22 protein-coding genes and 1 tRNA gene are annotated in these 22,412 nt (G+C 69.2%); 7 read left to right on the plus strand and 16 right to left on the minus strand.

What is annotated here, in order from left to right; all coding sequences use genetic code 11:
* The first annotated feature begins 45 nt into the window (after positions 1-45).
* The gene (locus FNH13_RS16725) at positions 46-567 is read left to right on the plus strand and encodes a CarD family transcriptional regulator (protein WP_143784498.1); all 522 of its coding nucleotides are present in this window, start codon (positions 46-48) and stop codon (positions 565-567) included.
* Positions 568-582: 15 nt separating this feature from the next.
* Here FNH13_RS16725 and FNH13_RS16730 read toward each other — a convergent pair.
* A tRNA-Gln gene (locus FNH13_RS16730) sits at positions 583-661 on the minus strand.
* Positions 662-845: 184 nt separating this feature from the next.
* Here FNH13_RS16730 and FNH13_RS16735 point away from each other — a divergent pair.
* Positions 846-1,457 carry a TetR/AcrR family transcriptional regulator gene (locus tag FNH13_RS16735; protein WP_143785194.1) on the plus strand — a complete coding sequence of 204 codons (612 nt, stop codon included), beginning with the start codon at positions 846-848 and terminating at the stop codon, positions 1,455-1,457.
* Between the two features lie 20 nt (positions 1,458-1,477).
* Here the strand turns inward: FNH13_RS16735 and FNH13_RS16740 are convergent, their stop codons facing one another.
* Both FNH13_RS16740 and FNH13_RS16745 read right to left on the minus strand, forming a co-directional pair.
* On the minus strand, positions 1,478-1,996 hold the full coding sequence (locus tag FNH13_RS16740) for a MarR family winged helix-turn-helix transcriptional regulator (protein WP_143784499.1): 519 nt from the start codon (positions 1,994-1,996) through the stop codon (positions 1,478-1,480).
* A 10-nt stretch (positions 1,997-2,006) separates the two neighbouring features.
* Positions 2,007-2,579 carry a PadR family transcriptional regulator gene (locus FNH13_RS16745; RefSeq protein WP_143784500.1) on the minus strand — a complete coding sequence of 191 codons (573 nt, stop codon included), beginning with the start codon at positions 2,577-2,579 and terminating at the stop codon, positions 2,007-2,009.
* 60 nt (positions 2,580-2,639) lie between these two features.
* Here FNH13_RS16745 and FNH13_RS16750 point away from each other — a divergent pair, with 60 nt between their 5' ends.
* Positions 2,640-3,338: a VC0807 family protein gene (locus FNH13_RS16750; protein WP_143784501.1), complete on the plus strand. Its 699-nt coding sequence runs from the start codon at positions 2,640-2,642 to the stop codon at positions 3,336-3,338.
* An 11-nt stretch (positions 3,339-3,349) separates the two neighbouring features.
* Here FNH13_RS16750 and FNH13_RS16755 read toward each other — a convergent pair whose 3' ends face one another.
* Genes FNH13_RS16755 through rsmA form a run of 3 tightly spaced genes read right to left on the minus strand, consistent with a single transcriptional unit; the run spans position 3,350 to position 7,099 of the window.
* On the minus strand, positions 3,350-5,224 hold the full coding sequence (locus tag FNH13_RS16755; RefSeq protein WP_143784502.1) for an ABC-F family ATP-binding cassette domain-containing protein: 1,875 nt from the start codon (positions 5,222-5,224) through the stop codon (positions 3,350-3,352).
* Between the two features lie 3 nt (positions 5,225-5,227).
* The gene (locus FNH13_RS16760) at positions 5,228-6,190 is read right to left on the minus strand and encodes a 4-(cytidine 5'-diphospho)-2-C-methyl-D-erythritol kinase (protein WP_143784503.1); all 963 of its coding nucleotides are present in this window, start codon (positions 6,188-6,190) and stop codon (positions 5,228-5,230) included.
* Positions 6,191-6,199: 9 nt separating this feature from the next.
* Complete coding sequence (rsmA, locus tag FNH13_RS16765; protein WP_143784504.1) at positions 6,200-7,099, minus strand: 16S rRNA (adenine(1518)-N(6)/adenine(1519)-N(6))-dimethyltransferase RsmA; 900 nt, start codon at positions 7,097-7,099, stop codon at positions 6,200-6,202.
* A 129-nt stretch (positions 7,100-7,228) separates the two neighbouring features.
* Between rsmA and FNH13_RS16770 the strand changes: the two genes are divergently transcribed.
* Positions 7,229-7,858 carry a superoxide dismutase gene (locus FNH13_RS16770; protein WP_202878813.1) on the plus strand — a complete coding sequence of 210 codons (630 nt, stop codon included), beginning with the start codon at positions 7,229-7,231 and terminating at the stop codon, positions 7,856-7,858.
* Positions 7,859-8,107: 249 nt separating this feature from the next.
* Here the strand turns inward: FNH13_RS16770 and FNH13_RS16775 are convergent, their stop codons facing one another.
* On the minus strand, positions 8,108-8,950 hold the full coding sequence (locus FNH13_RS16775) for a TatD family hydrolase (protein WP_143784506.1): 843 nt from the start codon (positions 8,948-8,950) through the stop codon (positions 8,108-8,110).
* The gene (gene metG, locus FNH13_RS16780) at positions 8,947-10,767 is read right to left on the minus strand and encodes a methionine--tRNA ligase (RefSeq protein WP_143784507.1); all 1,821 of its coding nucleotides are present in this window, start codon (positions 10,765-10,767) and stop codon (positions 8,947-8,949) included. Before metG ends, FNH13_RS16775 begins: the two co-directional genes overlap by 4 nt.
* A gap of 230 nt (positions 10,768-10,997) precedes the next feature.
* Here metG and FNH13_RS16785 point away from each other — a divergent pair, with 230 nt between their 5' ends.
* Entirely contained in the window at positions 10,998-11,606 is a 609-nt protein-coding gene (locus FNH13_RS16785; RefSeq protein ID WP_143784508.1) for a DUF4126 domain-containing protein, read from the plus strand.
* A gap of 33 nt (positions 11,607-11,639) precedes the next feature.
* On the opposite strand, the gene rsmI is transcribed toward FNH13_RS16785, so the two are convergent.
* The 4 genes from rsmI to FNH13_RS16805 form a co-directional block, all read right to left on the minus strand.
* Positions 11,640-12,503: a 16S rRNA (cytidine(1402)-2'-O)-methyltransferase gene (gene rsmI / locus FNH13_RS16790; protein WP_143784509.1), complete on the minus strand. Its 864-nt coding sequence runs from the start codon at positions 12,501-12,503 to the stop codon at positions 11,640-11,642.
* Positions 12,504-12,671: 168 nt separating this feature from the next.
* Complete coding sequence (locus tag FNH13_RS16795; RefSeq protein WP_143784510.1) at positions 12,672-13,415, minus strand: succinate dehydrogenase/fumarate reductase iron-sulfur subunit; 744 nt, start codon at positions 13,413-13,415, stop codon at positions 12,672-12,674.
* Positions 13,412-15,376 carry a fumarate reductase/succinate dehydrogenase flavoprotein subunit gene (locus tag FNH13_RS16800; protein ID WP_143784511.1) on the minus strand — a complete coding sequence of 655 codons (1,965 nt, stop codon included), beginning with the start codon at positions 15,374-15,376 and terminating at the stop codon, positions 13,412-13,414. Before FNH13_RS16800 ends, FNH13_RS16795 begins: the two co-directional genes overlap by 4 nt.
* Positions 15,377-15,467: 91 nt before the next feature.
* A complete protein-coding gene (locus tag FNH13_RS16805) occupies positions 15,468-16,163 on the minus strand; it encodes a succinate dehydrogenase cytochrome b subunit (protein WP_228266454.1) in 696 nt (231 codons plus the stop codon).
* A 91-nt stretch (positions 16,164-16,254) separates the two neighbouring features.
* Between FNH13_RS16805 and FNH13_RS16810 the strand changes: the two genes are divergently transcribed.
* Complete coding sequence (locus FNH13_RS16810) at positions 16,255-17,832, plus strand: dolichyl-phosphate-mannose--protein mannosyltransferase (RefSeq protein WP_228266455.1); 1,578 nt, start codon at positions 16,255-16,257, stop codon at positions 17,830-17,832.
* A gap of 21 nt (positions 17,833-17,853) precedes the next feature.
* On the opposite strand, the gene FNH13_RS16815 is transcribed toward FNH13_RS16810, so the two are convergent.
* The 4 genes from FNH13_RS16815 to FNH13_RS16830 are packed head-to-tail and all read right to left on the minus strand — an operon-like array spanning position 17,854 to position 21,390.
* Complete coding sequence (locus tag FNH13_RS16815; RefSeq protein ID WP_202878814.1) at positions 17,854-18,174, minus strand: tetratricopeptide repeat protein; 321 nt, start codon at positions 18,172-18,174, stop codon at positions 17,854-17,856.
* Positions 18,174-19,877, minus strand: coding sequence for a PH domain-containing protein (locus FNH13_RS16820; RefSeq protein WP_143784513.1), 1,704 nt, complete (start codon positions 19,875-19,877; stop codon positions 18,174-18,176). The genes FNH13_RS16815 and FNH13_RS16820 overlap by 1 nt, the downstream gene beginning before the upstream one ends.
* Positions 19,874-20,380, minus strand: a complete 507-nt coding sequence (locus FNH13_RS16825) for a PH domain-containing protein (protein ID WP_143784514.1) — start codon at positions 20,378-20,380, stop codon at positions 19,874-19,876. The genes FNH13_RS16820 and FNH13_RS16825 overlap by 4 nt, the downstream gene beginning before the upstream one ends.
* On the minus strand, positions 20,377-21,390 hold the full coding sequence (locus FNH13_RS16830; protein WP_143784515.1) for an ornithine carbamoyltransferase: 1,014 nt from the start codon (positions 21,388-21,390) through the stop codon (positions 20,377-20,379). Before FNH13_RS16830 ends, FNH13_RS16825 begins: the two co-directional genes overlap by 4 nt.
* A 130-nt stretch (positions 21,391-21,520) precedes the next feature.
* On the opposite strand from FNH13_RS16830, the gene FNH13_RS16835 reads away from it, so the two are divergent.
* Positions 21,521-22,396 (plus strand): DNA-3-methyladenine glycosylase family protein, encoded by an 876-nt coding sequence (locus tag FNH13_RS16835; protein WP_143784516.1) that lies wholly within the window; start codon positions 21,521-21,523, stop codon positions 22,394-22,396.
* The last annotated feature ends 16 nt before the right edge of the window (positions 22,397-22,412 follow it).

Raw genomic sequence — 22,412 nt, forward strand, 5'->3', positions numbered from 1 at the left:
CGTCGCACCGGGACCGACATCGCCACCTCAGAAGGGTCGTCGTCAATGCAGTTCACCACCGGAAAGCTCGTCATCCACCCCCACCACGGTCCCGCCACCGTCCAGGAGACCATCACCCGCACGGTCGGTGGTGTGGAGCGGGAGTACGTGAGCCTGTTGGTGCACCGCAGCGACCTGACGGTGTCGGTGCCGGCGGACACGGCCGAAGAGGTCGGCATCCGCGCCCCGCTGTCGGTCGAGCAGCTGCAGGAGATCGTCGAGATCCTGCAGGCTCCCAGCCTGCCCTTTGAGAAGCAGTGGTCCCGCCGCATGAAGGACCAGCAGGAGCGACTGCTCCTCGGAGACCTCAAGGTGACCGCCGGCGTCGTTCGCGACCTGCAGCGTCGGGAGCTGGACGGTGGCCTCTCCCCTGCGGAGAAGGACCTGTTCAAGAAGGCCTGCGGCCCGCTCCTGGGCGAGTTCGTCGAGGCTCTCGGCATGACCGACGAGAGTGCGGAAGAACTCCTGGTGACTGCCGTCAGTGGACAGGACGTGACCCTCCCCCCGGACCTGGCCCGGGCCAGCTGACTGCGCACTGAGCGGCTCCCCGGGAAGGAATCGAACCTTCGTCGCTAATCCTGATTCAAAGTCAGGCGGCCCCTACCAGCAGAGCAACCGGGGAACACCGGTGCACGGCACCGGACGGCACAAGGTTAGGCCAGTTCTGCCCCGAGGCGTGCAGCGCCTCCCGGGGCGTGGGACAGGTCCCGCGCAGCGCGGGGTCTGCCCCGTCACCGCCGCAGGGCAGAATGGGATCCGTGAGCCGTCCAGACCCGAAGTTGACCGTGCCCGCCTCCCGTCATCGGATGACCGGTCCGCAGCGACGGGAGCAACTCATCTCGATCGGGCGGGTGCTGTTCGCCGAGAAGGGCTTCGAGGGCACGACCGTCGAGGAGATCGCGGCGAACGCCGAGGTGTCCAAGCCGGTGATCTACGAGCACTTCGGGGGCAAGGAGGGTCTGTATGCCGTGGTCGTCGACCGCGAGATCCAGGCCCTGCTCAACTCCATCACCGACGCCCTCTCGGAGCCGGACCACCCCCGGGCCCTGCTGGAGCGGGCCGCCCTGGCGCTGCTGGACTACATCGAGAACTCCACCGACGGCTTCCGCATCCTGGTGCGGGACAGCCCGCCGGGGCAGTCCACCGGCTCGTTCGCGTCGCTGATCAGCGACGTCGCCAGCCAGGTGGAGCACATCCTGGCGGACATGTTCAAGCGGCAGAAGCTGGACCCCAAGATGGCCCCGCTCTATGCACAGATGCTGGTCGGCATGGTCGCCACGCCCGGCGGGTGGTGGCTGGATTCCCGCAGGATCAAGAAGGAGGACGTGGCCGCGCACGTGGTGAACCTGGCCTGGAACGGGCTGTCCGGGCTGGAGTCCAAGCCGAGCCTGCGACTCATCCACCCCAAGGGCAGGTAGTCGGGACTCCCTCCCCCGGCTCAGTCAGTCCTCTCGAAACGGACCACCAGGTCACGCAACAGGCCCGCCAGGGAGGAGCGCTCCTGCGCGGACAGGCTCGCCAGCAGGCCGCGCTCGTCCTCCACCAGGTCCGCCAGGGCCCCGTCGACCGCCTCGCGACCGGCCACCGTCAGGGTGATCAGCACCGTGCGACGGTCACTGGCCGAGTGCGCCCGGGCAACCATGCCGCGCGAGACTAGCCGGTCGATCCGGTTCGTCATCGTGCCGCTGGTGACCAGGGTCTGACGCACCAGTTCACCGGCGGACAGCACATAGGGCTCCCCCGAGCGCCGCAGTGCCGAGAGCACGTCGAACTCCCAGGCCACCAGGTCCCACCGGTCAAAGGCGTGCCGCCGGGCGATGTCGAGATAACGGGCGAGCCGGCTGACCCGGGAGAGCACCTCCAGCGGTGAGACGTCAAGGTCTGGACGCTCCCGCTGCCAGGCCGCCACGATGCGATCGACCTCGTCGGTCGCCTCGTCAGTTGCGCGGTCCACCATGCGCACCAGACTAGTCCTCGTCGAGATTCTTGACGTCGAGCGTTTGCCAGGCAGCACCCTCGCCCTCGATCTGCTCGGCCGCCCACCGGGCCCACTCCTCCGTGGCCCGGAAGGTTCGGATGCCGTACTGCGTCGTCAGACCCAGCGGACCGCCGGAGCGGGAGTTGGTGCGCTCCTGCAGCGCGGCGAACTCGCCCTCCAGGTGCACGGCCTGGGCGGCGGCCCCCTCCTGCGTGCGCCGAAGGATCTCCAGGGCATCCTCACGCTCAAGGGCTGCGAGGAGGAACAACCGCAGGACGTGCTCGTTCTTGACCCCACCGGTCGAGGCAGGCGGCGCCATAAGCCAGGAGCGCAGCGCGGCCAGACCCTGGTCGGTGCACCGGTAGGTGGTCCGACCGCGCGCCCCGCGGGCGACGACCTCCACGAGCGAGGCCTCCTCAAGACGGCGAAGCTCAGGATAGATCTGGCTGTGGCCGGCATCCCAGGCGTAGGCACCGATGACCTCGGCAAACGCCCGGGCCAGGTCATAACCGCTGCTGGGGCGGTCCAGCAGGAGACCGAGGATCGCGTACCGAAGGGCCATGCCTACACTCTATATGACGATATCGACATGTCGAAGTTGATATGTCATGATCGTCAGGTGATGACGTCTGCCGACACCAGCACCGCACCGGAGCCCGCGCGCACGGCCACGGGGTGGATCAGCGCCCTGGTCGTCGAACTGGTCCTGGACCTGGGGCTGGGACTGGCCGCCTACTTCCTGGCCCTCGCCGCAGGCTGGGGCACGGTGGGCGCGCTCCTGACCGCCGGCGCGGTCGCGGTGGCCCGGACTGCGTGGACCACCCTGCGTCGGAGCAGCCTGGACACCTCGCTGCTCCTGGTCGTGCTGTCCTTCCTGGTCACACTGGGACTAAGCTTCCTGTCGGGGGACGGCAGGGTCCTGCTGCTCAAGGGATCAGCCGGCCTCGCCCTCTTCGGGCTCGTAGCCGCCGGCAGTCTTGTCGCAGGCCGCCCTCTGCTCTTCTGGCTGACCCGACGTTTTGTCGCCCCCGGTGAGGCGGGACGCCGGGAGTGGGAGGAGTTGTGGCACGGCAGCTCGCCGTTCCGCTGGCTCTACCGACGCCTCACGGTGGTGTGGGCGGCGACCTACCTGCTGGCGGCCGTGGCCCACGTCTCGGTCGCGCTGAGCATGCCGGTGGAGACCGCCGCAACCGTGCTGCGCGTGGCCACACCCACGCTGTCGATCGTGATGATCGGCTGGACGGCCTGGTACTCACGGCGGGCGGAGAACTCCCTGGAGCGCCCGCTCCTGGACGCCGAGGTCGAGCCGGAAACCGCCTGACCGCCGAGTCCTCAGCCGACGAGGTCAGCTGCCTCCAACCACTCCAGCTCGAGGGCCTCTCGCTCGGCGTGCAGCTCGTCGAGCTCAGTGGTCAGGCGCATCATGGCCCCGGCGTCGGTGGCGCTGGCGACCATCTGCTCGTGCATCCGGGCCTCGCGCTCCTCCAGCCTGGCCAGCGCCTTCTCGACGCGGGCAATGGTCTTGCGGGCCTCCCGGGTCTCGGCCGCGCTCGGACCCGCCGGCGCACCTCCAGCAGCCGAGCCACCCCCCGCCGAGCCTGCTGCCGTCGCGCCCGTCCGGGCCACGCCCGGGACTGCTCCCCGGGCTCCACCAGCACGAGAAGGGGTCTGCGACCGGGCCAGCAGCTCCCCGCGCAGCTGCAGATACTGCTCCACCCCACCGGGCAGGTCGCGGAGCGCACCGTCGCCGAGCAGCGCGACCTGGCGGTCCGTCATACGCTCCAGCAGGTAGCGGTCGTGGGAGACCACCAGCAGCGTGCCGGCCCACCCGTCGAGCACGTCCTCCATCGAGGTCAGCGTGTCGATGTCGAGGTCGTTGGTCGGCTCGTCCAGGAGCAGGACGTTGGGCTCGTCCATCAGCAGGCGCAGGAACTGCAGCCGGCGCCGCTCCCCGCCGGAGAGGTCAGCGACCCGCGACTGCTGCCGCCCGCCGGTGAAGCCCAGGCGAGTTGCCAGCTGGCTCGCGGAGATCTCCTTGCCTCCGAGGATCGTGAACGAGCGGACCTCGGTGATCGCGTCGATCACCGTGCGTCCAGCCACCTCCTCGAGCTCACGCAGGTCCTGGCTCAGGGCAGCGATTCGCACCGTCTTGCCGGTCTTGAGCGTGCCGGACTCGAGCGGGATCTGACCCATCAGCGCGCGCAGCAGGGTCGACTTGCCCGCGCCGTTGACGCCCACGATCCCGAACCGGTCCCCCGGCCCGATCCGCCAGGTCACATCGTCCAGCAGCACGCGATCACCGAGCCGGACGGTGGCGTCGACCAGGTCAAAGACGTCCTTGCCGAGCCTGGTGGTGGCAAACCGGACCAGCTCGACGGTGTCCCGCGGTGGCGGCTCGCCGGCGATGAGCGCCTCGGCCGCGTCGATCCGGAAACGGGGCTTGCTGGTGCGGGCGGGTGCTCCGCGCTGCAGCCAGGCGAGCTCCTTGCGCAACAGGTTGGAGCGCCGCTCCTCGGTGACCGCGGCGACCCGGGCGCGTTCGGCACGGGCCAGCACGTAGGCCGCGTATCCCCCGTCATAGCTGTGCACCTGACCGTCGGTGACCTCCCAGGTGCGCGTGGCCACCGCGTCCAGGAACCATCGGTCGTGGGTGACACAGAGCAGGCCGCTGCCGGGACGGGGACGGCGCTGCGCGAGGTATGCCGCCAGCCAGGCGACCCCCTCCACGTCCAGGTGGTTGGTGGGCTCATCGAGCAGCAGCAGGTCCGGGTCGCGGACCAGCAGGGCGGCCAGGGCCAACCGGCGCAGTTCACCACCGGACTTCGCGCCCACCAGCGAGTCCAGACCACCCAGCGCGCTGGCCTCCAGATCGCCCAGCAGACCGGTCAGGATCTCGCGGACGCGGGGGTCTCCAGCCCACTCGTGCTCGGCCCGGTCACCGAGGACGACCTGGCGCACGGTGTGGTCGGGGTCGAGCACGTCGGCCTGGGCGAGCATGCCGACGCTGACCCCGGCCGGGCGCAGGACGCGTCCCCCGTCCACCTCCCGGGATCCCTCCAGCACCCGCAGCAGGGAGGTCTTGCCGCCGCCGTTGCGGCCCAGGACCCCGATCCGCTCGCCGTCGAGCACCCCCAGGGAGACATCGTCGAGCAGGACCTGGGTGCCGGCCACGAGACGCACCCGATCGGTGGCGATGAGATTGGCCACGGGTCAGCCGGTGAAGTTCTGTGGGCCGGTGGGCCCGACGTGCTGCACCACCTGGGCGCCGGCAACCGGGCCGGTCGTGCGACGGATGTCCCCGGCCGGCCCGCGGGCTGCGAGTCCGACGGACAGGTCGATCGCGGCGGCCTGGGTGCTGACCAGGAAGGCCACCGTGGGGCCGGACCCGGAGACGACCGCCCCGTGGGCGCCCAGGGTCAGGCCGGCCTCCAGGACCTCGTCGAGGACCGGATAGAGCGAGCAGGCGGCCCCCTGCAGGTCGTTGCGCAGCGTGGCGCCGACAGCCTCGGTGTCCATGGTGCGCAGGGCGCCGATCAGGTCCCCGGATGGGGTCGGCTCGACCACCTGCTCGCCGGCGGCCTCGCGCAACCGGTCGCACTCGGCATACACCGCGGGAGTGGACAACCCGGAGTCGTTGCTGACCCACAGCACCCACTGCAGCTCGCCGCGGGACAACACCGGGGCAAGTCGCTCACCGCGTCCGGACCCGACGGCGGTCCCACCGTGGAGCAGGAAGGGCACGTCGGAGCCGAGTGTGGCGGCGAGCGGCTCCAGCTCGTCTCGGGAGAGCTGCAGACCCCAGAGGGACTCACAGGCGACCAGCGCCCCTGCGGCATCGGCCGATCCCCCGGCCATGCCGCCGGACACCGGGATGTTCTTCTCGATGCTCAGCGCCACGGCCCCCTCGATGCCATAACGCCTGGCCAGCGCCTTGGCGGCCTTGAGCGCCAGGTTGCCCGGACCGGTCGGGACACCGGCAGCCGTGGGCCCGGTGACCTGGACCGACCAGCGATCGGCAGGAGTCACCGTGATGTGGTCATAGATGCCGACGGCGTGAAACACCGTGGCCAGCTCGTGATATCCGTCATCCCGGAGCGGGCCGACCACCAGCTCCAGATTGATCTTCCCGGGCACGCGGACGCTGACGCCCCGGGACTCGACCGCCTGACTCATGCCGTCACCCTATGCGTGAACGCTCGAAGCACCGCTGTCCCGGCGTGCCTCTGCGATCGCGGCGAACTGCTCGATCGTCAGCCGCTCTCCCCGGGCCTGCGGGTCCACCCCTGCCCTGCGCAGTGCCTCCTCGGCCAGGACCGGTGACCCGGCCCACCCGGCCAGAGCCGCGCGGAGGGTCTTGCGACGCTGGGCGAAGGCGGCGTCGATCACGGCAAAGACCTCGCGCCGGTCGGCAGTGGTGACCGGCGGATCGCGGCGCACCATGCGCACCAGTCCGGAGTCCACGTTGGGTGCTGGCCAGAAGACGTTGCGCCCGATCCGACCCGCAGGTGAGACCTCGGCATACCAGGAGGCCTTGACGCTGGGCACGCCGTAGACCCGACCCCCCGGCCCGGCCGCGAGCCGCTCCGCGACCTCCAGCTGGACCATGACCAGGACCTTCTCCAGGGTCGGCAGCGACTCCAGGAGATGGAGCACCACGGGCACCGCCACGTTGTAGGGCAGGTTGGCCACCAGCGCGGTCGGCTGCGGGTCCGGCAGCTCGGTGACCCGCAGGGCGTCCTGCTGGAGCACCGTGAGGCGCTCTGCGTGCTGCGGCGCCATCTCGGCCACCGTCTGCGGGAGCTGGGCAGCCAGGGCAGGGTCGATCTCGATCGCGGTGACCCGGTCCACGGTGTGCAGCAGCGCCAGGGTCAGGGAGCCGAGACCGGGCCCGACCTCGACCACCACGTCCTGTGGGCCCACCCCTGCCTGCCGGACGATCTTGCGGACGGTGTTGGCGTCGATGACGAAGTTCTGGCCCCAGGACTTGGTGGGGCGCACCCCCAGCCGGGCGGCCAGGTCACGGATCTCCGCAGGCCCCAGCAGGACGGCCTGCGCCAGCGTCTCGTCCTGGGGCTGCTCCATGATCGGTCAGCGTACTGGCCCGGACAGGTGCCCGCGGACCCGCCCGTGGAATGTTCCACGGTTGCAACTATGTTGCAGGTAGGACAGGCTCGAAGCCTGTGGACATCGATAACAGAGGAGTTGTTTGCTGTGGCTGACTATGCACTTCCCGACCTTCCGTACGACTATGGCGCCCTCGCACCGCACATCTCGGGCGAGATCATGGAGCTGCACCACTCCAAGCACCACAACGCCTATGTCACGGGCGCCAACACGGCGCTGGAGAAGTTGGCAGAGGCCCGCGACAAGGACTCCTTCGACTCCGTCAACATGCTGTCCAAGAACCTCGCGTTCAACCTGGCCGGCCACGTCAACCACACGGTCTTCTGGCCGAACATGTCCCCGGACGGTGGCGACAAGCCGGTCGGCGAGCTCGCTTCCGCGATCGACGACACCTTCGGCAGCTTCGACGCCTTCCGCGCGCACTTCACCGCCAACGCACTGGGCATCCAGGGCTCCGGCTGGTCGATCCTGGCCTGGGACACCCTCGGCGAGAAGCTGATCCTCTGCCAGCTCTATGACCACCAGGGCAACCTGTCCGCCGGCCTGGTGCCGCTGCTGATGCTGGACATGTGGGAGCACGCCTTCTACCTGCAGTACAAGAACGTCAAGGCCGACTACGTCAAGGCCTGGTGGAACATCGCCAACTGGGCGGACGTGCAGGAGCGCTTTGAGGGCGCTCGCACCAAGACTGCTGGCCTGATCACGCCCCAGGCCTGACCTGACCCTCGCCTGTTCGGAAGCCAGCACGGCTGGCGGAACGGCACGACGCCCCTGGCACTGCGCCGGGGGCGTCTTGCGTGCGTGCCGTGCCCCGCACCGCCCCACCCGTCACGCGCTCACGGTGTGTCAGGCGTTCACGGTGTGCAGACCCCGCCAGTGCCTGGCACAACGCGGAGGAGCACCCACGCCGGAGAGCACACGCGCGAGAGAGCGCCGGCGTCGGCAGCCGTGCCGACCAGGCAAGACCTACCAGGGTCCGTAGACCTGCTCGGAGTTGGCCGACAACGCCTCGCAGAGCGTGGGCACCGCGACGTTGAGCGTCTCCGCCATGGCGCGCACGGTGTGCGGGATCAGATAGGGCGCATTGATCTGTCCGCGGTGCGGGCTGGGCGTCAGATAGGGGGCGTCGGTCTCCACGAGCAGATGGTCCAGCGGGGTCACGGCGAGGGCGTCCCGGAGGCTCCGGGCGTTCTTGAAGGTGACGGTGCCCGCGAAGGACAGATAGTAGCCACGCCGCACACACTCCCGGGCCATGTCCATGTCCCCGGAGAAGCAGTGCAGCACGACGCGCTCCGGCGAGTCCTGCTCGGCCAGGATGCGCAGCACGTCCTCGTGCGCGTCCCGGTCGTGGATCTGCAGCGCGAGGCCGGTCCGTCGGGCGATCTCGATGTGCGCCCGGAAGGACTCGTGCTGGGCATCAACGCCCTCTGGACCGGTGCGGTAGTAGTCTAGGCCGCTCTCACCGATCACCCGCACCCGCGGGTGCGCCGCCAGCGACTCGATCTCGGTGAGGGCCTCGTCGAGCTCCCCCTGCGCGTGGTGCCCCGGCGCCTCGTTGGGGTGGATGGCCACGCCTCCCAGGAGAGCAGGGTGCTCATCGAGTATGCCGACCGTCCAGCGGGCGCTGTCCAGGTCACACCCGATCTGCACGAGTCGGTCAACACCCACCCGTGTGGCAGCGGAAATCTGGTCCGCGAGCGCCGCCGCCGGACCGTCCCGGCCGATGTCCAGGTGGCAGTGGTTGTCCACCACGGGGATCGGCAGCGGCTCGGGTGCGGGCGGTGGCTGATCCCGCCGGGAGTCCGTCATTCCTCGGGCAGCCCGAGGCGGCGCCGCTCCTCACCAGCGGTGCCCGGGTCGAGCTTGGTGAAGATCGGCGTGGGCTTGGCCACGGGGGCGCCCACGTGCACGGGTCGGTGCTCCCAGCGCGGACCCGTGGTGTAGTTACCGGTGATGACCGGGTAGTCAGGCCGTGCGGCATCGTCCAGGTCGGCGACCTCCTGGATCTTTGGCATCGGCTGGAAGACGCCCTCGCCCCCAAAGGCCTGGTGCACGGCGCTCGAGGAGTGCGGCAGATAGGGGGACAGGATCGTGTTGAGGTCCACCACGACCTGCGCGAGGACGTGCAGGACGGTGCCGAGGCGCTCGCGCTGGTCCTCACCCTTGAGCTTGAACGGCTCGGTGGTCGAGACATAGGCGTTGGCCTCGCCGACCAGGCGCATCGCCTCGGCCAGCCCGGCCTTCTGCCGGTGGGCACCGATGAGGGCCCCGACGGTGTCGAAGCCGTCAGCGACCTGCTGCAGCAGAGCCTGGTCGACGTCCTCGAACTGCCCGGCGGCCGGGATCTCGCCGAAGTTCTTGGCGATCATCGAGGCCGTGCGGTTCACCAGGTTGCCCCAGCCGGCCACCAACTCGTTGTTGGTGCGCTTGACGAACTCCGGCCAGGAGAAGTCGGAGTCGGCGGTCTCCGGGGCAGCGGCGGACAGGAAGTAGCGCAAGGCGTCCGGCTGATAACGCTCCAGGACGTCGCGGACATAGATCACCACGCTGCGCGAGGTCGAGAACTGCCGTCCCTCCATCGTGAGGAACTCGCTGGAGACCACCTCCGTGGGCAGCGTCAGCTCGCCGTAGGGACCCACCTCGCCACCGCGGGAGCCCTGACCGTTGTGGGCGAGCATCTCTGCGGGCCAGATCTGGGAGTGGAAGGTGATGTTGTCCTTGCCCATGAAGTAGTAGGCCAGCGGGGCGGAGCCGTCCGCGCTCACGTTCCACCACTTGCGCCAGGCCTGCGGGTCCCCGGTGCGGCGAGCCCACTCCACGGATGCAGACAGGTAGCCGATCACCGCGTCGAACCAGACATACAACTTCTTGGTCGGGTGCTCCCGCCAGCCGTCGAGCGGGACGGTGATGCCCCAGTCGATGTCCCGCGTCATGGCGCGCGGGCGGATCTCCTCCAGGATGTTCTTGGAGAACCGGATGACGTTGGGTCGCCACAGGCCGCTGGCCTCGCGTCCGTCCAGCCACTCCCCCAGCGCTTCCGCGAGCGCGGGCAGGTCCAGGAAGAAGTGCTGGGTCTCGGTGAACTCCGGCGCCTCGCCGTTGATCTTGGAGCGCGGATCAATGAGGTCTGTCGGGTCAAGCTGGTTGCCACAGTTGTCACACTGATCGCCCCGGGCCTCGCCGTAGCCGCAGATCGGGCAGGTGCCCTCGATGAACCGGTCCGGCAGGGTGCGTCCGGTCGACGGGCTGATCGCGACCCGCTGCGACTGCTCCACCATGTAGCCGTTGGCGTGGCAGGCCAGGAACATCTGCTGCACGACCTGGTCGTGGTTGGCAGTGGTCGTGCGGGTGTAGAGGTCGTAGGACACACCGAGGGCCACGAGGTCCTCAGCGATGAGCCGGTGGTTGACGTCGATGAACTCCTGCGGGCTCATCCCTGCCTTGTCCGCCTGCACCAGGATCGGTGTGCCGTGCTCGTCGGAGCCGGACACCATCAGCACGTCGTGACCGGCCATCCGCATGTACCTGCTGAAGACGTCGGAGGGAACGCCGAAACCGGCGACGTGACCGATGTGGCGTGGGCCGTTGGCATACGGCCAGGCGACGGAGGACAGGACATGGCTCATGGCGTGCGAGTCTAGTTGGACGGCACTGGTAGACCCGCACGGAGGCGGCCTCCGTGCGGGTCCAACCTGACTGTGTGCCGACCGGTGGAGTTCTTGCACGAGCCGTGGCGCAGATCACGCGACTCCACGGAACTGGGCGAATCGGGAACACGTCACAGGCTCGTCGTGGTTGACTGACCAGACGGGCCCCACCGGGGCACGCCGAACACACGAAGGGGGCGAGGCTCTCCATGCTCGCTGCACTTACTGGCGCCGGACTGTCCGCAGCTGCGGGCCTCAACGCCTATATCCCGTTCCTGATCGTGGCCTTGATGGCCCGGTTTTCCGACGTCATCACTCTGCCCGAGCAGTTCGCCTGGATCGAGTCCGAGTGGGCCATCGGCGGGGCCGCCGTCCTGCTCCTCGGAGAGGTGGTCTTCGACAAGATCCCGGTGGTCGATCACATCAACGACGCCGTCGGCACCTTCATCCGCCCTGCCTCCGGCGGTCTGATCTTCGCTGCCACGCAGGCCGCAGAGGACTTCGAGCAGGGGTCCTCCTTCATGGCGGACAACCCGTGGATCGGCGTCGTCCTCGGCATCGTGACGGCAGGTCTGGTCCACACCGGCAAGGCAGTCACCCGCCCGGTGGTCAACGCCAGCACGATGGGGATCGGCGCACCACTGGTCTCGACGGCTGAGGACACCGCCTCGGTGGGCCTGAGCATCGTGGCGATCTTCTTCCCGATCATCGTCTTCGTCCTGCTGATCCTGATGCTGTGGGGCGGGATCGTCCTGTGGCGCAAGGCCCGGCAACGCACCCGCGAGCGGGAAGCAGCCGTCACCGCCTACTACGGCTGACCCGGGTTCTCCCTCCAGACGGCCCGGTGGCCGTCAACGCCGCGCGGTGACCGCAGCGTCATAGAGCGTCTTGGTCGACAGCCCGGTCGCCCCCGCGACGTCGCGGCACACGTCCTTGAGGCGTTCGCCCGCGGCCACCCGCGCCAGGATCTGCGGCATCACGTCCTCGACCCCCAGCGCTGGCCCGGCGCCCAGGTCGGCTCCCGCCACGACGATGGTGATCTCACCTCTGACGCCGTCGGCGGCCCAGGAGGCCAGCTCGGCCAGCCCCGCGCGACGGACTTCCTCGTAGGTCTTGGTGAGCTCCCGGCATACGGCTGCCGGACGGTCCTGACCGAGAACTGTCGCCATCGAGGTGAGCGTCGCTGCCAAGCGGTGCGGTGCCTCGAAGAAGACCATCGTGCGCTGCTCGGTGGCCAAGGGGGCCAGGGCACGCTCCCGCTCCCCGGTCCTGCGCGGCAGGAAGCCCTCGAAGCAGAACCGGTCGACCGGCAGGCCGCTGACCGCCAGCGCCATCAGGACGGCGGAGGGGCCGGGGACGCAGGTGACGGGCAGGTCAGCCGCCACGCAGGCGCCCACCAGCCGATATCCCGGATCGGAGACCGACGGCATCCCGGCATCGGTGACCAGCAGGACCCGTTCACCGGCGGCGATCCGCGCGACCAGGTCCGGAGTCCGTGACGCCTCGTTGTGCTCGTGATAGCTCACCACGTCACCGCCGATGGTCACACCCAACCGTTCAGTCAGGCGCCGGAACCGCCGGGTGTCCTCGGCGGCGATGACGTCAGCATCGGCCAGCTCATCCCGGAGTCGTGGTGAGGCGTCGCGAGAGTCCCCGATGGGGGTGGCCGCGAGGACGAGAGCCGCCCGGTTATCGCGCGATTGATCCTGGCTCACCGGCGATCCCTTTCACGAGGTTGGCAGCCTCGGCGGCGACGAGCCCCGGCTGAGGTCCGTCTCCGCGGTGCGCGAGGACACCGACAAAACCTCCCCAAAAATGCGCGGGGGACGGACAAAACCCCTCTGAAAATTGTCGGGGCGCGGACAAAACCTCCCCAAAAATGGTTAGGACTGGTGCCGCAGGGAGCGGAGCAGGTCGCCGTTCATCTGCGAGATGACGTTGAGCGGGATGCCCTTGGGGCAGGCGCGGGAGCACTCACCCAGGTTGGTGCACCCGCCGAAACCCTCGTGGTCGTGCTGGGCGGTCATCGACATGACCCGCGCGTCCCGCTCGGGCTGGCCCTGCGGGAACTCGCCGAGGTGGGTGATCTTGGCACCCAGGAACAGGCTGGCCGAGCCGTTCGGACAGGCTGCGACGCAGGCGCCACAGCCGATGCACTCGGCGGCCATGAACGCGCGGTCGGCGTCGTTCTTCGGCACCGGTGTGGCGTGGGCGTCCGGGGCCGAGCCGGTGTTGGCCGAGATGTAGCCACCGGCCTGGATGATCCGGTCGAATGAGCCGCGGTCGACACACAGGTCCTTGATGACCGGGAACGCATCCGCGCGCCAGGGCTCGATGACGATCTCGTCGCCGTCGCGGAAGGACCGCATGTGCAGCTGGCAGGTGGCGACCCGCTCGGGGCCGTGCGCCTCGCCGTTGATCATCACGCCGCACATGCCGCAGATGCCCTCACGGCAGTCGCTGTCAAAGGCGACCGGCTCCTCGCCCTTGGCGATCAGCTCCTCGTTGAGCACGTCGAGCATCTCAAGGAAGGACATGTCCTCGGACACGCCGTCGATCGGATAGGTGACCGCGCCGCCCTTGTCGTCCGGGCCGTTCTGCCGCCAGATCTTCAGGGTTAGCTTCACTTGTAACTCCGTTGCTTCAGCTCGATGAACTCGTACTCGAGGGTTTCCTTGTGCAGGATCGGGTTGCCGTCGTCGCCGCCCCACTCCCAGGCGCCGACATAGAGGAACTCGTCATCGTGGCGCAGTGCCTCGCCGTCCTCGGTCTGGCTCTCGGCACGGAAGTGTCCGCCGCAGGACTCGCGACGGTGCAGCGCGTCGATGCACATCAGCTCGCCCAGCTCGAGGAAGTCGGCCACCCGGCCGGCTTTCTCCAGCGACTGGTTGAGCGTGTCTGCCGCGCCCAGGACCCGCACGTTGCGCCAGAACTCCTCGCGCAGCGACCGGATCAGGTCGATGGCCTTGCGCAGACCCTCCTCGGAGCGCTCCATGCCGCAGTACTCCCACATGATGTGCCCGAGCTCCTTGTGGAAGGAGTCGACCGAGCGCTCACCGTTGATGCCGAGCAGCTCGGTGACGCGGGACTCGACCGCGTCCTGGGCCTCGACGACGGCGGGGTGGGTGACGTCGATCGGCTCGTAGGGGCCGTCCGCGAGATAGTTGCGGATCGTGTTGGGCAGGACGAAGTAGCCGTCTGCCAGGCCCTGCATCAGCGCGGAGGCACCGAGACGGTTGGCGCCGTGGTCGGAGAAGTTGGCCTCGCCCGTGACGAACAGGCCCGGGATGGTGGCCTGCAGGTCGTAGTCGACCCAGAGCCCGCCCATCGTGTAGTGGACCGCCGGGTAGATGCGCATCGGCACCTGATAGGGGTCCTCACCGGTGATCTGCTTGTACATGTCGAAGAGGTTGCCGTACTTGGCCCGCACCGCGTCCTCGCCGAGACGCCCGATGGCGTCCTTGAAGTCGAGGTAGACACCGCGCCGGAAGTCACCGACCTTGGGGCCCACGCCGCGGCCCTCGTCGCACATGTTCTTGGCCTGACGGGAAGCGATGTCCCGGGGCACCAGGTTGCCGAAGGCCGGGTAGATCCGCTCCAGGTAGTAGTCGCGGTCCTCCTCGGGAATCTCGCGCGGGTCCTTCTCGCAGTCCTCACGTCGCTTGGGCACCCAGATGCGGCCGTCATTGCGCAGGGACTCCGACATCAGGGTCAGCTTGGACTGGTGGTCGCCGGAGACCGGGATGCAGGTCGGGTGGATCTGCGTGTAGCACGGGTTGGCGAAGTAGGCGCCCTTGCGGTGCGCCCGCCAGTTGGCGGTGACATTGCAGCCCATGGCGTTGGTCGAGAGGAAGTAGACGTTGCCGTAGCCACCGGAGGCCAGGACGACGGCGTCGGCCAGGTGGGTCTCGATCTCCCCGGTGACCATGTCGCGGGCGATGATGCCGCGGGCCTTGCCGTCCACGACGATGAGCTCCAGCATCTCGTGCCGGGCATACATCTTCACGGTGCCGGCGCCGATCTGGCGCTCCAGTGCCTGATAGGCGCCGATCAACAGCTGCTGACCGGTCTGCCCGCGGGCGTAGAAGGTGCGGGAGACCTGCACGCCACCGAAGGAACGGTTGTCCAACAGGCCGCCGTACTCCCGCGCGAAGGGCACCCCCTGGGCGACGCACTGGTCGATGATGTCCGCGCTGACCTCGGCCAGCCGGTAGACGTTGGTCTCGCGGGAGCGGTAGTCGCCGCCCTTGACGGTGTCGTAGAAGAGCCGGTAGATCGAGTCGCCGTCACCCTTGTAGTTCTTGGCCGCATTGATGCCACCCTGGGCGGCAATCGAGTGCGCGCGACGGGGGCTGTCCTGATAGCAGAAGGACTTGACGTTGTAGCCGGCCTCACCGAGCGTGGCCCCGGCGGACGCGCCGGCCAGCCCCGTGCCCACGATGATCACGTCGAGCTTGCGGCGGTTGGCCGGGTTGACCAGCTGGTTGTCGAACTGGTGCTTGGTCCACTTCTCGGCGATCGGTCCGTCGGGTGCTGCCGTGTCGGCAATCGGCGCGCCCTCGGTGTAAAGGCCCTCGATCAGGGTCATCGGGTCTGCTCCGTCCTGGTCTGTTCGGTCCGGTGAGGCACGGCCTCGGTCTGCGTGGTCCTGGTCACCATGGTGCTCATCAGCCCCGTTGTCATGGGATCAACCCGAGGAGGATCGCCACCGGGGGCAGCGCGAAGCCGACCACCACGACCACGGCCACCAGGATCGCGGCGAGACGCAGGCGCTCAGCGGCGTCGAGGCTGGTGTTCAGGCCCAGGGTCATGCCCGCCGACCAGATGCCGTGGAGCAGGTGCATGCCCAGGGCGGCGACGGCGAACAGATAGATCAGCACGGCCCACCACTCACCGAAGCTGGCCACCAGACGGTCGGCGGGGTTGTCGTAGTCACCACCGATCTGGATGGTGTTGGTCGTGAAGTGCAGGATGTGGAAGACCACGAAGATCAGCAGCGCCACGCCACCCCAGCGCATGGAACGCTTGACGAAGGTCGCCCACTGACCCTTGCGTGCGAGATACTGGGTGGTGCGTGCCTGGCCGGCACGGTGCCACAGCGCAAACGCCGAGCCCGCGTGCAGCACGAGGCTGACCACCAGCGTGATGCGCATGACCCACAGGAAGCCGGCATAGGGCAGCATCGGGGTCCCGAACTCGCGCAGGTGGTGCGCGTACTCGTTGAAGTCCTCCTTGCCGGCGAAGATCATCAGGTTGCCGTACATGTGCGCGAGGATGAACCCGACGAAGATCAGCCCGGTGACGGCCATCACCGTCTTGAGCAGGATGCTCCGCGTCTTGGGCCGCTTGCCCGCGGCGATTGTTGAGGTGGCCACGATCAGGACTGTACTACTGCGCCGACCCGCGGTCTCGGATGCCCGGACCACTGTTGCCATGCTCACGGGCTCACGCGCCTACTATGACGCCGTGACGGAAGCGACCGGGGGCGTGGCCCGACTGCGCGCGCGACTCCTCGGCCCGGCGCCCGGAGCGCGCGCCGCAGCCTGGGGTTGGTGGGGTCCGCTGATCGTCATGGCCCTCGGCGGGATCATCCGGGTCATCCGCCTCGGCCAGCCGACCTCCCTCGTCTTCGACGAGACCTATTACGTCAAGCAGGGCTGGTCGCTGATCAAGTTCGGCGTCGAGATGGACATCAAGCCCGGCCTGGAGGAACCGGACGTGCTGTTCACCGCCGGCAACCCGGACGTCTTCGGGACGGCACCGGACATGGTGGTGCACCCCCCGGTCGGCAAGTGGATGATCGGCTTGGGCCAGTGGCTCTTCGGTGTCGAGAACCCGTTCAGCTGGCGGGTGGCCGCCGCGGTCGTGGGCACCCTGTCGATCCTGATGGTGGGCCGTGCCGCCTGGCGGATGTTCCACAACCCGCTGCTGGCTACGGCAGCGGCCACCCTGCTGGCGGTCGACGGGCACCACTTCGTGCACTCCCGCACCGGACTGCTGGACATCTTCGTGATGTTCTGGGCCCTCGCGGCGTTCTGCCTGCTGCTGATCGACCGGGACCACGGTCGTCGCCGGCTGGCGGCGCGGGTCGGTGATCGGCTGCCAGGCCTGGGGAGTATGTCGTGGGGTCCCGGACTCGGGATCCGCTGGTGGCGGGTGGCGGCGGGGGTCAGCCTCGGGCTGTGCATCGGCACCAAGTGGTCCGGCCTGTTCTTCCTGGCCGTGTTCGGGCTGATGACCGTCTGGTGGGACATGGGGGCGCGGCGCGCTGCCGGGGCCGAGCAGTGGTTCCTCGGCTCCCTGGTGCGCGACGGCATACCCGCCTTCCTGCAGATGGTGCCGGTCGCGCTGGTGACCTATCTGGCCAGCTGGGTCGGCTGGTTCGGGACCGACCACGGCTACAAGCGGCAGTGGGCGGCGGACAACCCCGCCTCGGGCTTCGGCTCGCTGGTCCCGGACCCGCTGCGTTCGTTGTGGGCCTACCACCAGGAGGTGATGAGCTTTCACGTCGGCCTGGCCAACGAGCACGCCTGGTCCTCCAACCCGTGGTCCTGGATCATCCAGGGACGGCCCACCCTGTTCTATGCACGTTGGCCCAAGCTGGGTGAGAGCGGCTGCGAGGTCAGCGACTGCGTCACCTACATCGCCTCGCTCGGCAACCTCTTCGTGTGGTGGGGAGCCACGCTGGGGCTGCTGGTGGTGACATTCATGTGGCTGATCGGCCGCGACTGGCGCGCCGGTGCGGCGCTGTCCGGCCTGGTCGCCGGGTGGCTGCCGTGGTTCATGTATCAGACGCGCACCATCTACAGCTTCTACGCGGTCGCCTTCGTGCCCTGGCTGGTCCTCATCGTCACCTACTGCCTGGCGCTGGCCTATGGCCGGGCCGAGGACTCCGCGGCCCGGCGGCGGTGGGGCGCGGCCGTGGTGATCCTCTATCTGGCCGCGGCCGTGGCGCTGTTCATCTGGTACTACCCGGTCTACACCGCGCAGACCATGCCGCGAGGGGACTGGGAGATGCGGATGTGGTTCGACTTCTGGAACTGACCCCGCAGCCCCCGGGCGGTCCTACTCTGTCAGCCCCATGGCCTCGGCGATCTTCAGGTGCTGGCGCCCCTCGTCCGCACGTCCGGCCCGCTGCAGGGTGCGAGCGAGCAGGAGGTGGGCGTAGGCCTCACTGGGCCACCGGTCGACCACAGCCTCCAGCACCTCCTCGGCGCGACCCAGCTGCGCCGAGTGGTAGTAGGCGCGGGCCAGCCACATGCGGACCTCCAGGTGGTCCGGCTCCTCCTGGGCCAGCTGGGCAAACAGCTCGGCGGCCTTGACGAACTCCTTGTTGTCGAACAGGAAGGTGGCCCGGTCATAGATCCGGGTGAGGTCCTCAGCCATCATGGCTCCTCTCCGGTCGACCGGAACTGGTCGACCACGGTCGGGGTGGTCTGGCTGGCAAGCTCCAGGGCCCACGGCAGCGGGATGTCGGTGATCGTGACCTGCTCGGGTCCGGCCGCAGTCGTGGCGACCAGGTCGGCCAGGCCACGGCGGCGCTGGAAGAATGACTGGCGCACCACCCAGCCGATGACACCGGCGCGCTCGAGCACCACCCGCTGGCGCTGAAGCGCACCGCTGCGGCCCACCAGGTGCTGGGGGGTCAGTTGGTGGCCGAGGTTGCGAAAGGCCAGTTCGGCCAGGCCGAGGTTGATCAACCCGACGCCCACCGCCACCGCACCCACGATCCACCACTGCCACGACAGCCACCAGGCCAGTCCCGCGGCACCCGCTGTGAGAAACAGGGTGGGCCACAGGCTCTGCATCAGGAGCCGCCGGTGGGCAGCCGGGCCGTGGCTGCGCACCGGCACCGTCAGCGGGCCGTCGAGGGGGCCGTCGCCGCCAGCACCGGGGTCATCCGGGGTGTCACCGGTCGGATCGACCAGCTGCTCCCCGGTCCCCAGCACACTGTGTCCCACCGACTCGGCCACGTGCCGCGGGCAGGGCGGCAGGAGCTTGGTGGTGCCACCGGAGCCGACGCCGGTGGCCAGCGACGTGAGCTCACCGCCACCGACCGCGCGCAGCAGCAGCGGCTCAGTGAGCTGCACGCCCCGGATCCGGGCCTCCTCGACCGTGGTCGAGGTGGTGGTCAGCAGCCCGCGGGTGAGCCGGATCGTGCCGCCCGGCTCCCGCACGAGGCGCAGGTTCCACCACTGCAGGACATAGTTGATCGTCGACACCAGCAGCCAGCCGACCAGCAGCGCCAGCAGGCCGCCCACCACGACCGCGAGCAGCGCCTGCGCCAGGACCCACTCGTAGGTCCCCTCCACCCGGTCCTGGCTGAGGACACCGAAGTCGTCACCGAACTGGAAGAGCAGACCGAGCGCCGTCGCCACGATGACCAGGCTGGACAGGCTGAACGGGGCAAAGCGCAGCCACGACCAGTCGATCTCGGCGAGGACCTCGTCCTGAGCCGGTGCCGTCGTCCCCGGCACCGGCTCCGGCACGCCGTGCTCCCCCGGTGGCGGCGCCACCGGCTGGCTGCTGGTCCGCCCGCGACCAGCGGCCCCGCGCAGCAGGAGGTACTCCCGCAGCCGACCGGCCTCCAGTGTCGCCAGGCCGTCCAGCTCCAGCCGGGTCTCGTCGACACCGGTGCCGATCTTGGCCTTAGACAGCCCAAGGACACGGTGCAGGGGCGGTGACTCCAGGTCGACCGAGCGCACCCGGTCCAGGGGTGCGGTCTTCTCCGACTTGTTGATCAGTCCCGTGCGCACCTGCAGCTGGGTGTCGGTGAAGCGATAGCGGGTGGTGAACCACGGGATGAGACCGAGCGCCAGGGCACCGACGAGCAGCACCGGCAGCAACCGCAGCGACCAGGAGGTGTCGGTCGACTGCCGGATCCCGACGAAGGCGATGAGGATCGGGAACGCCATCGACCACAGGATGCGGACCGGGTGGACCACCAGCATCCGCGGGGACTGGCGGTGCCACTCCCGGTCCCGCACCGAGTCCGGCGGCGGGAGGTTGTATGCCGGACCCTCCGGTGGTGGGCCGTCGGCCAGGTTGTCTGCCGGACCCTCCGGTGGTGGGCCGTCGGGCAGGCTCACGTGGCGTCACCCTCGTCGCGGCCGGTGATCTCGGTCAGGTGCGCCACGACACGACGCGCCTCGTCCTGGTCCAGGCACTTGATCTCGATGGCGCCGGCTGATGAGGCGGTGGTCACCGTGATCGAGGCCAGGCGGAACATCCGCTGGATAGCCCCCTGCTCGGAGTCGACGGTCTGCACCCGCGACAACGGGGCGATGCGCTGCTCGATGTTCAGCCAGCCCGAGCGGGTGTAAATGGCTGAGTCGGTGACCTCCCAGCGGTGCACGGCGAACTTGAAGCGTGGCACGACGAGTATCTCGGCGACCGCCAGCACCACCGCCACGGTCAGCAGCGCACTCGCCCACCAGTAGCGCTCGGGCAGCACGACGAGATAGACGACCACCAGGATCGCCAGGAAGATGCCCTCATAGATCACCGCCGTGGTGGTCCAGTAGCCGATGGCTCGGCGGGAGACCTTGCGGGCCGGATCCCGGAGGGCGGGGTCGCCGGTGACGGTGCTCATGCGCGCCCGGCGATGGTCGCGACCATCAGCGCCTTGATCGTGTGCATGCGGTTCTCCGCCTGGTCGAAGACGATGCTGGCCGCGGACTCGAAGACCTCGTCGGTCACCTCGGCGCCCTGAGCCAGGCGCGGGAACCGCTCCACCAGGTCGCGGGCGGTCTCGGTGCCGGTGTCGTGGAAGGCTGGCAGGCAGTGCATGAATTTCACCTCGGGGTTGCCGCTCGCACTCATCAGCGCGGCGTTGACCTGGTAGGGCAGCAGGATGGCGACCCGTTCGCCCCAGGCCGCTGCGGGCTCACCCATCGACACCCAGATGTCAGTGTGCACGAAGTCGACCCCCGCGACGGCCTCGACCGGGTCCTCGGTGAGCGTGAGGCGGGCGCCCGTCGTCGCCGCGATCGCACGGCACTGCGCGACGAGCTCGTCGGTCGGTTGGAGGGCGCTCGGCGCCCCGATGCGCACGTCCATGCCGAGCTTGGCCCCGATCAGCAGCAGCGAGTTGCCCATGTTGTTGCGGGCGTCGCCGAGATAGGCATAGGAGATCTGGTCGAGCGGCTTGTCCGTGTGCTCCATCATGGTGAGCGCGTCCGCCAGCATCTGGGTGGGATGCCAGTCGTCGGTCAGGCCGTTGTAGACGGGCACCCCGGCGTACTCGGCCAACTCCTCGACCACCGACTGGGCGGAGCCGCGGTACTGGATCGCGTCATACATCCGGCCCAGCACGCGGGCGGTGTCCTTGATCGACTCCTTGTGCCCGATCTGGGTGGAGCTGGGCTCCAGGAAGGTGCTGGAGGCGCCCTGGTCGTGCGCGGCGACCTCAAAGGCGCTGCGCGTGCGGGTCGAGGTCTTCTCGAAGATCAGCGCGATGTTCTTGCCGACCAGGTGGCGCTCCTCGGTGCCGGCTCGCTTGGCGCTCTTGAGCTGCGCCGCCAGGTCCAGCAGATCGCGGATCTCCTCCGGGCTCTCCTCCACCAGGCTCAACATGCTGCGACCCCGCAGGTCACTTGCCATCTCGCGTCCTTCCCACCTGCCCAGTCGCGCACGGCCACGACGGAGGTGTCACGCGGTGGCCCTCGCCGGGTCTGCCCGGCGCCGGGGTCCATCGTCGCACTGTCGGTCCTGCTGACCTACGCTGCACCTCGTGACTCGTCGTGAGCTGCCCGCGGTCGGTGGGCTCGAGGCGCAGACCACCCTGACCACCCTGGTCAACCACGCGACCCCCGGCAGCGAGGAGGTCTCCCCAGCCGGCACCTACCGGCGCCTGCTGGACCTGGCCGGCACACCCACCGTGATCACGCTCCGGATCGGCCCCGCCGGCATCGACGTGGAGGCCCCCGCGACGGTGATCGAGGAGGCCACGGCCCTGGTCCGGTGGTGGTTCGACCTGGAGACGAACCCGGCACCGGTGGGCGCCCACCTGGCCGCCGACCCGCTGCTCGCCCGGCTGGTCAGGCAGCGGCCAGCCCTGCGTCCGGTGCGCCATCCGGCCGGATTCGAGGCGGCGATCCACACGGTCCTCGGTCAGCAGGTGACCCTCTCCGCAGGCAGGTTGTTCGCCGAGCGGTTGTGCACGGCATACTCCCCCGGCGAGGTGGCCGGCCTGCGGCTCTTCCCCACCGCAGCCGCCTTGGTCGCGGCACCTTCGGAGGAGCTGCGGGCCGCCGTCGGACTCACCACCGCCCGGGCACGCACGGTGCAGGCGCTGGCGGCTGTGTTCGCCGACGGATTCTCACTAGATCCCGGGAGCGACCCGCCGACCGCCCGCGCGCGGCTGCTGGAGGTGCCGGGGATCGGGCCGTGGACGGTGGAGTACCTCGCGCTGCGCGTCCTGGGCGACCCCGACGCCTTCCCTGCCTCTGACGCGGTGGTCCGCCGGGCACTCGCCGGCGCACCGGCCCGGGCGGCCCAGCAGGCGGCAGAGTCGTGGCGTCCGTATCGCGCCTGGGCCACCGCACACCTGTGGGCGTCCCAGACCTCACACCTGCGCACGGTTCCCGGCGCGCTGGGAGCGACCTAGGTCTCCCGCCGCGTCA

This window comes from Ornithinimicrobium ciconiae, from assembly GCF_007197575.1.
GTDB classification, from domain to species: domain Bacteria; phylum Actinomycetota; class Actinomycetes; order Actinomycetales; family Dermatophilaceae; genus Ornithinicoccus; species Ornithinicoccus ciconiae.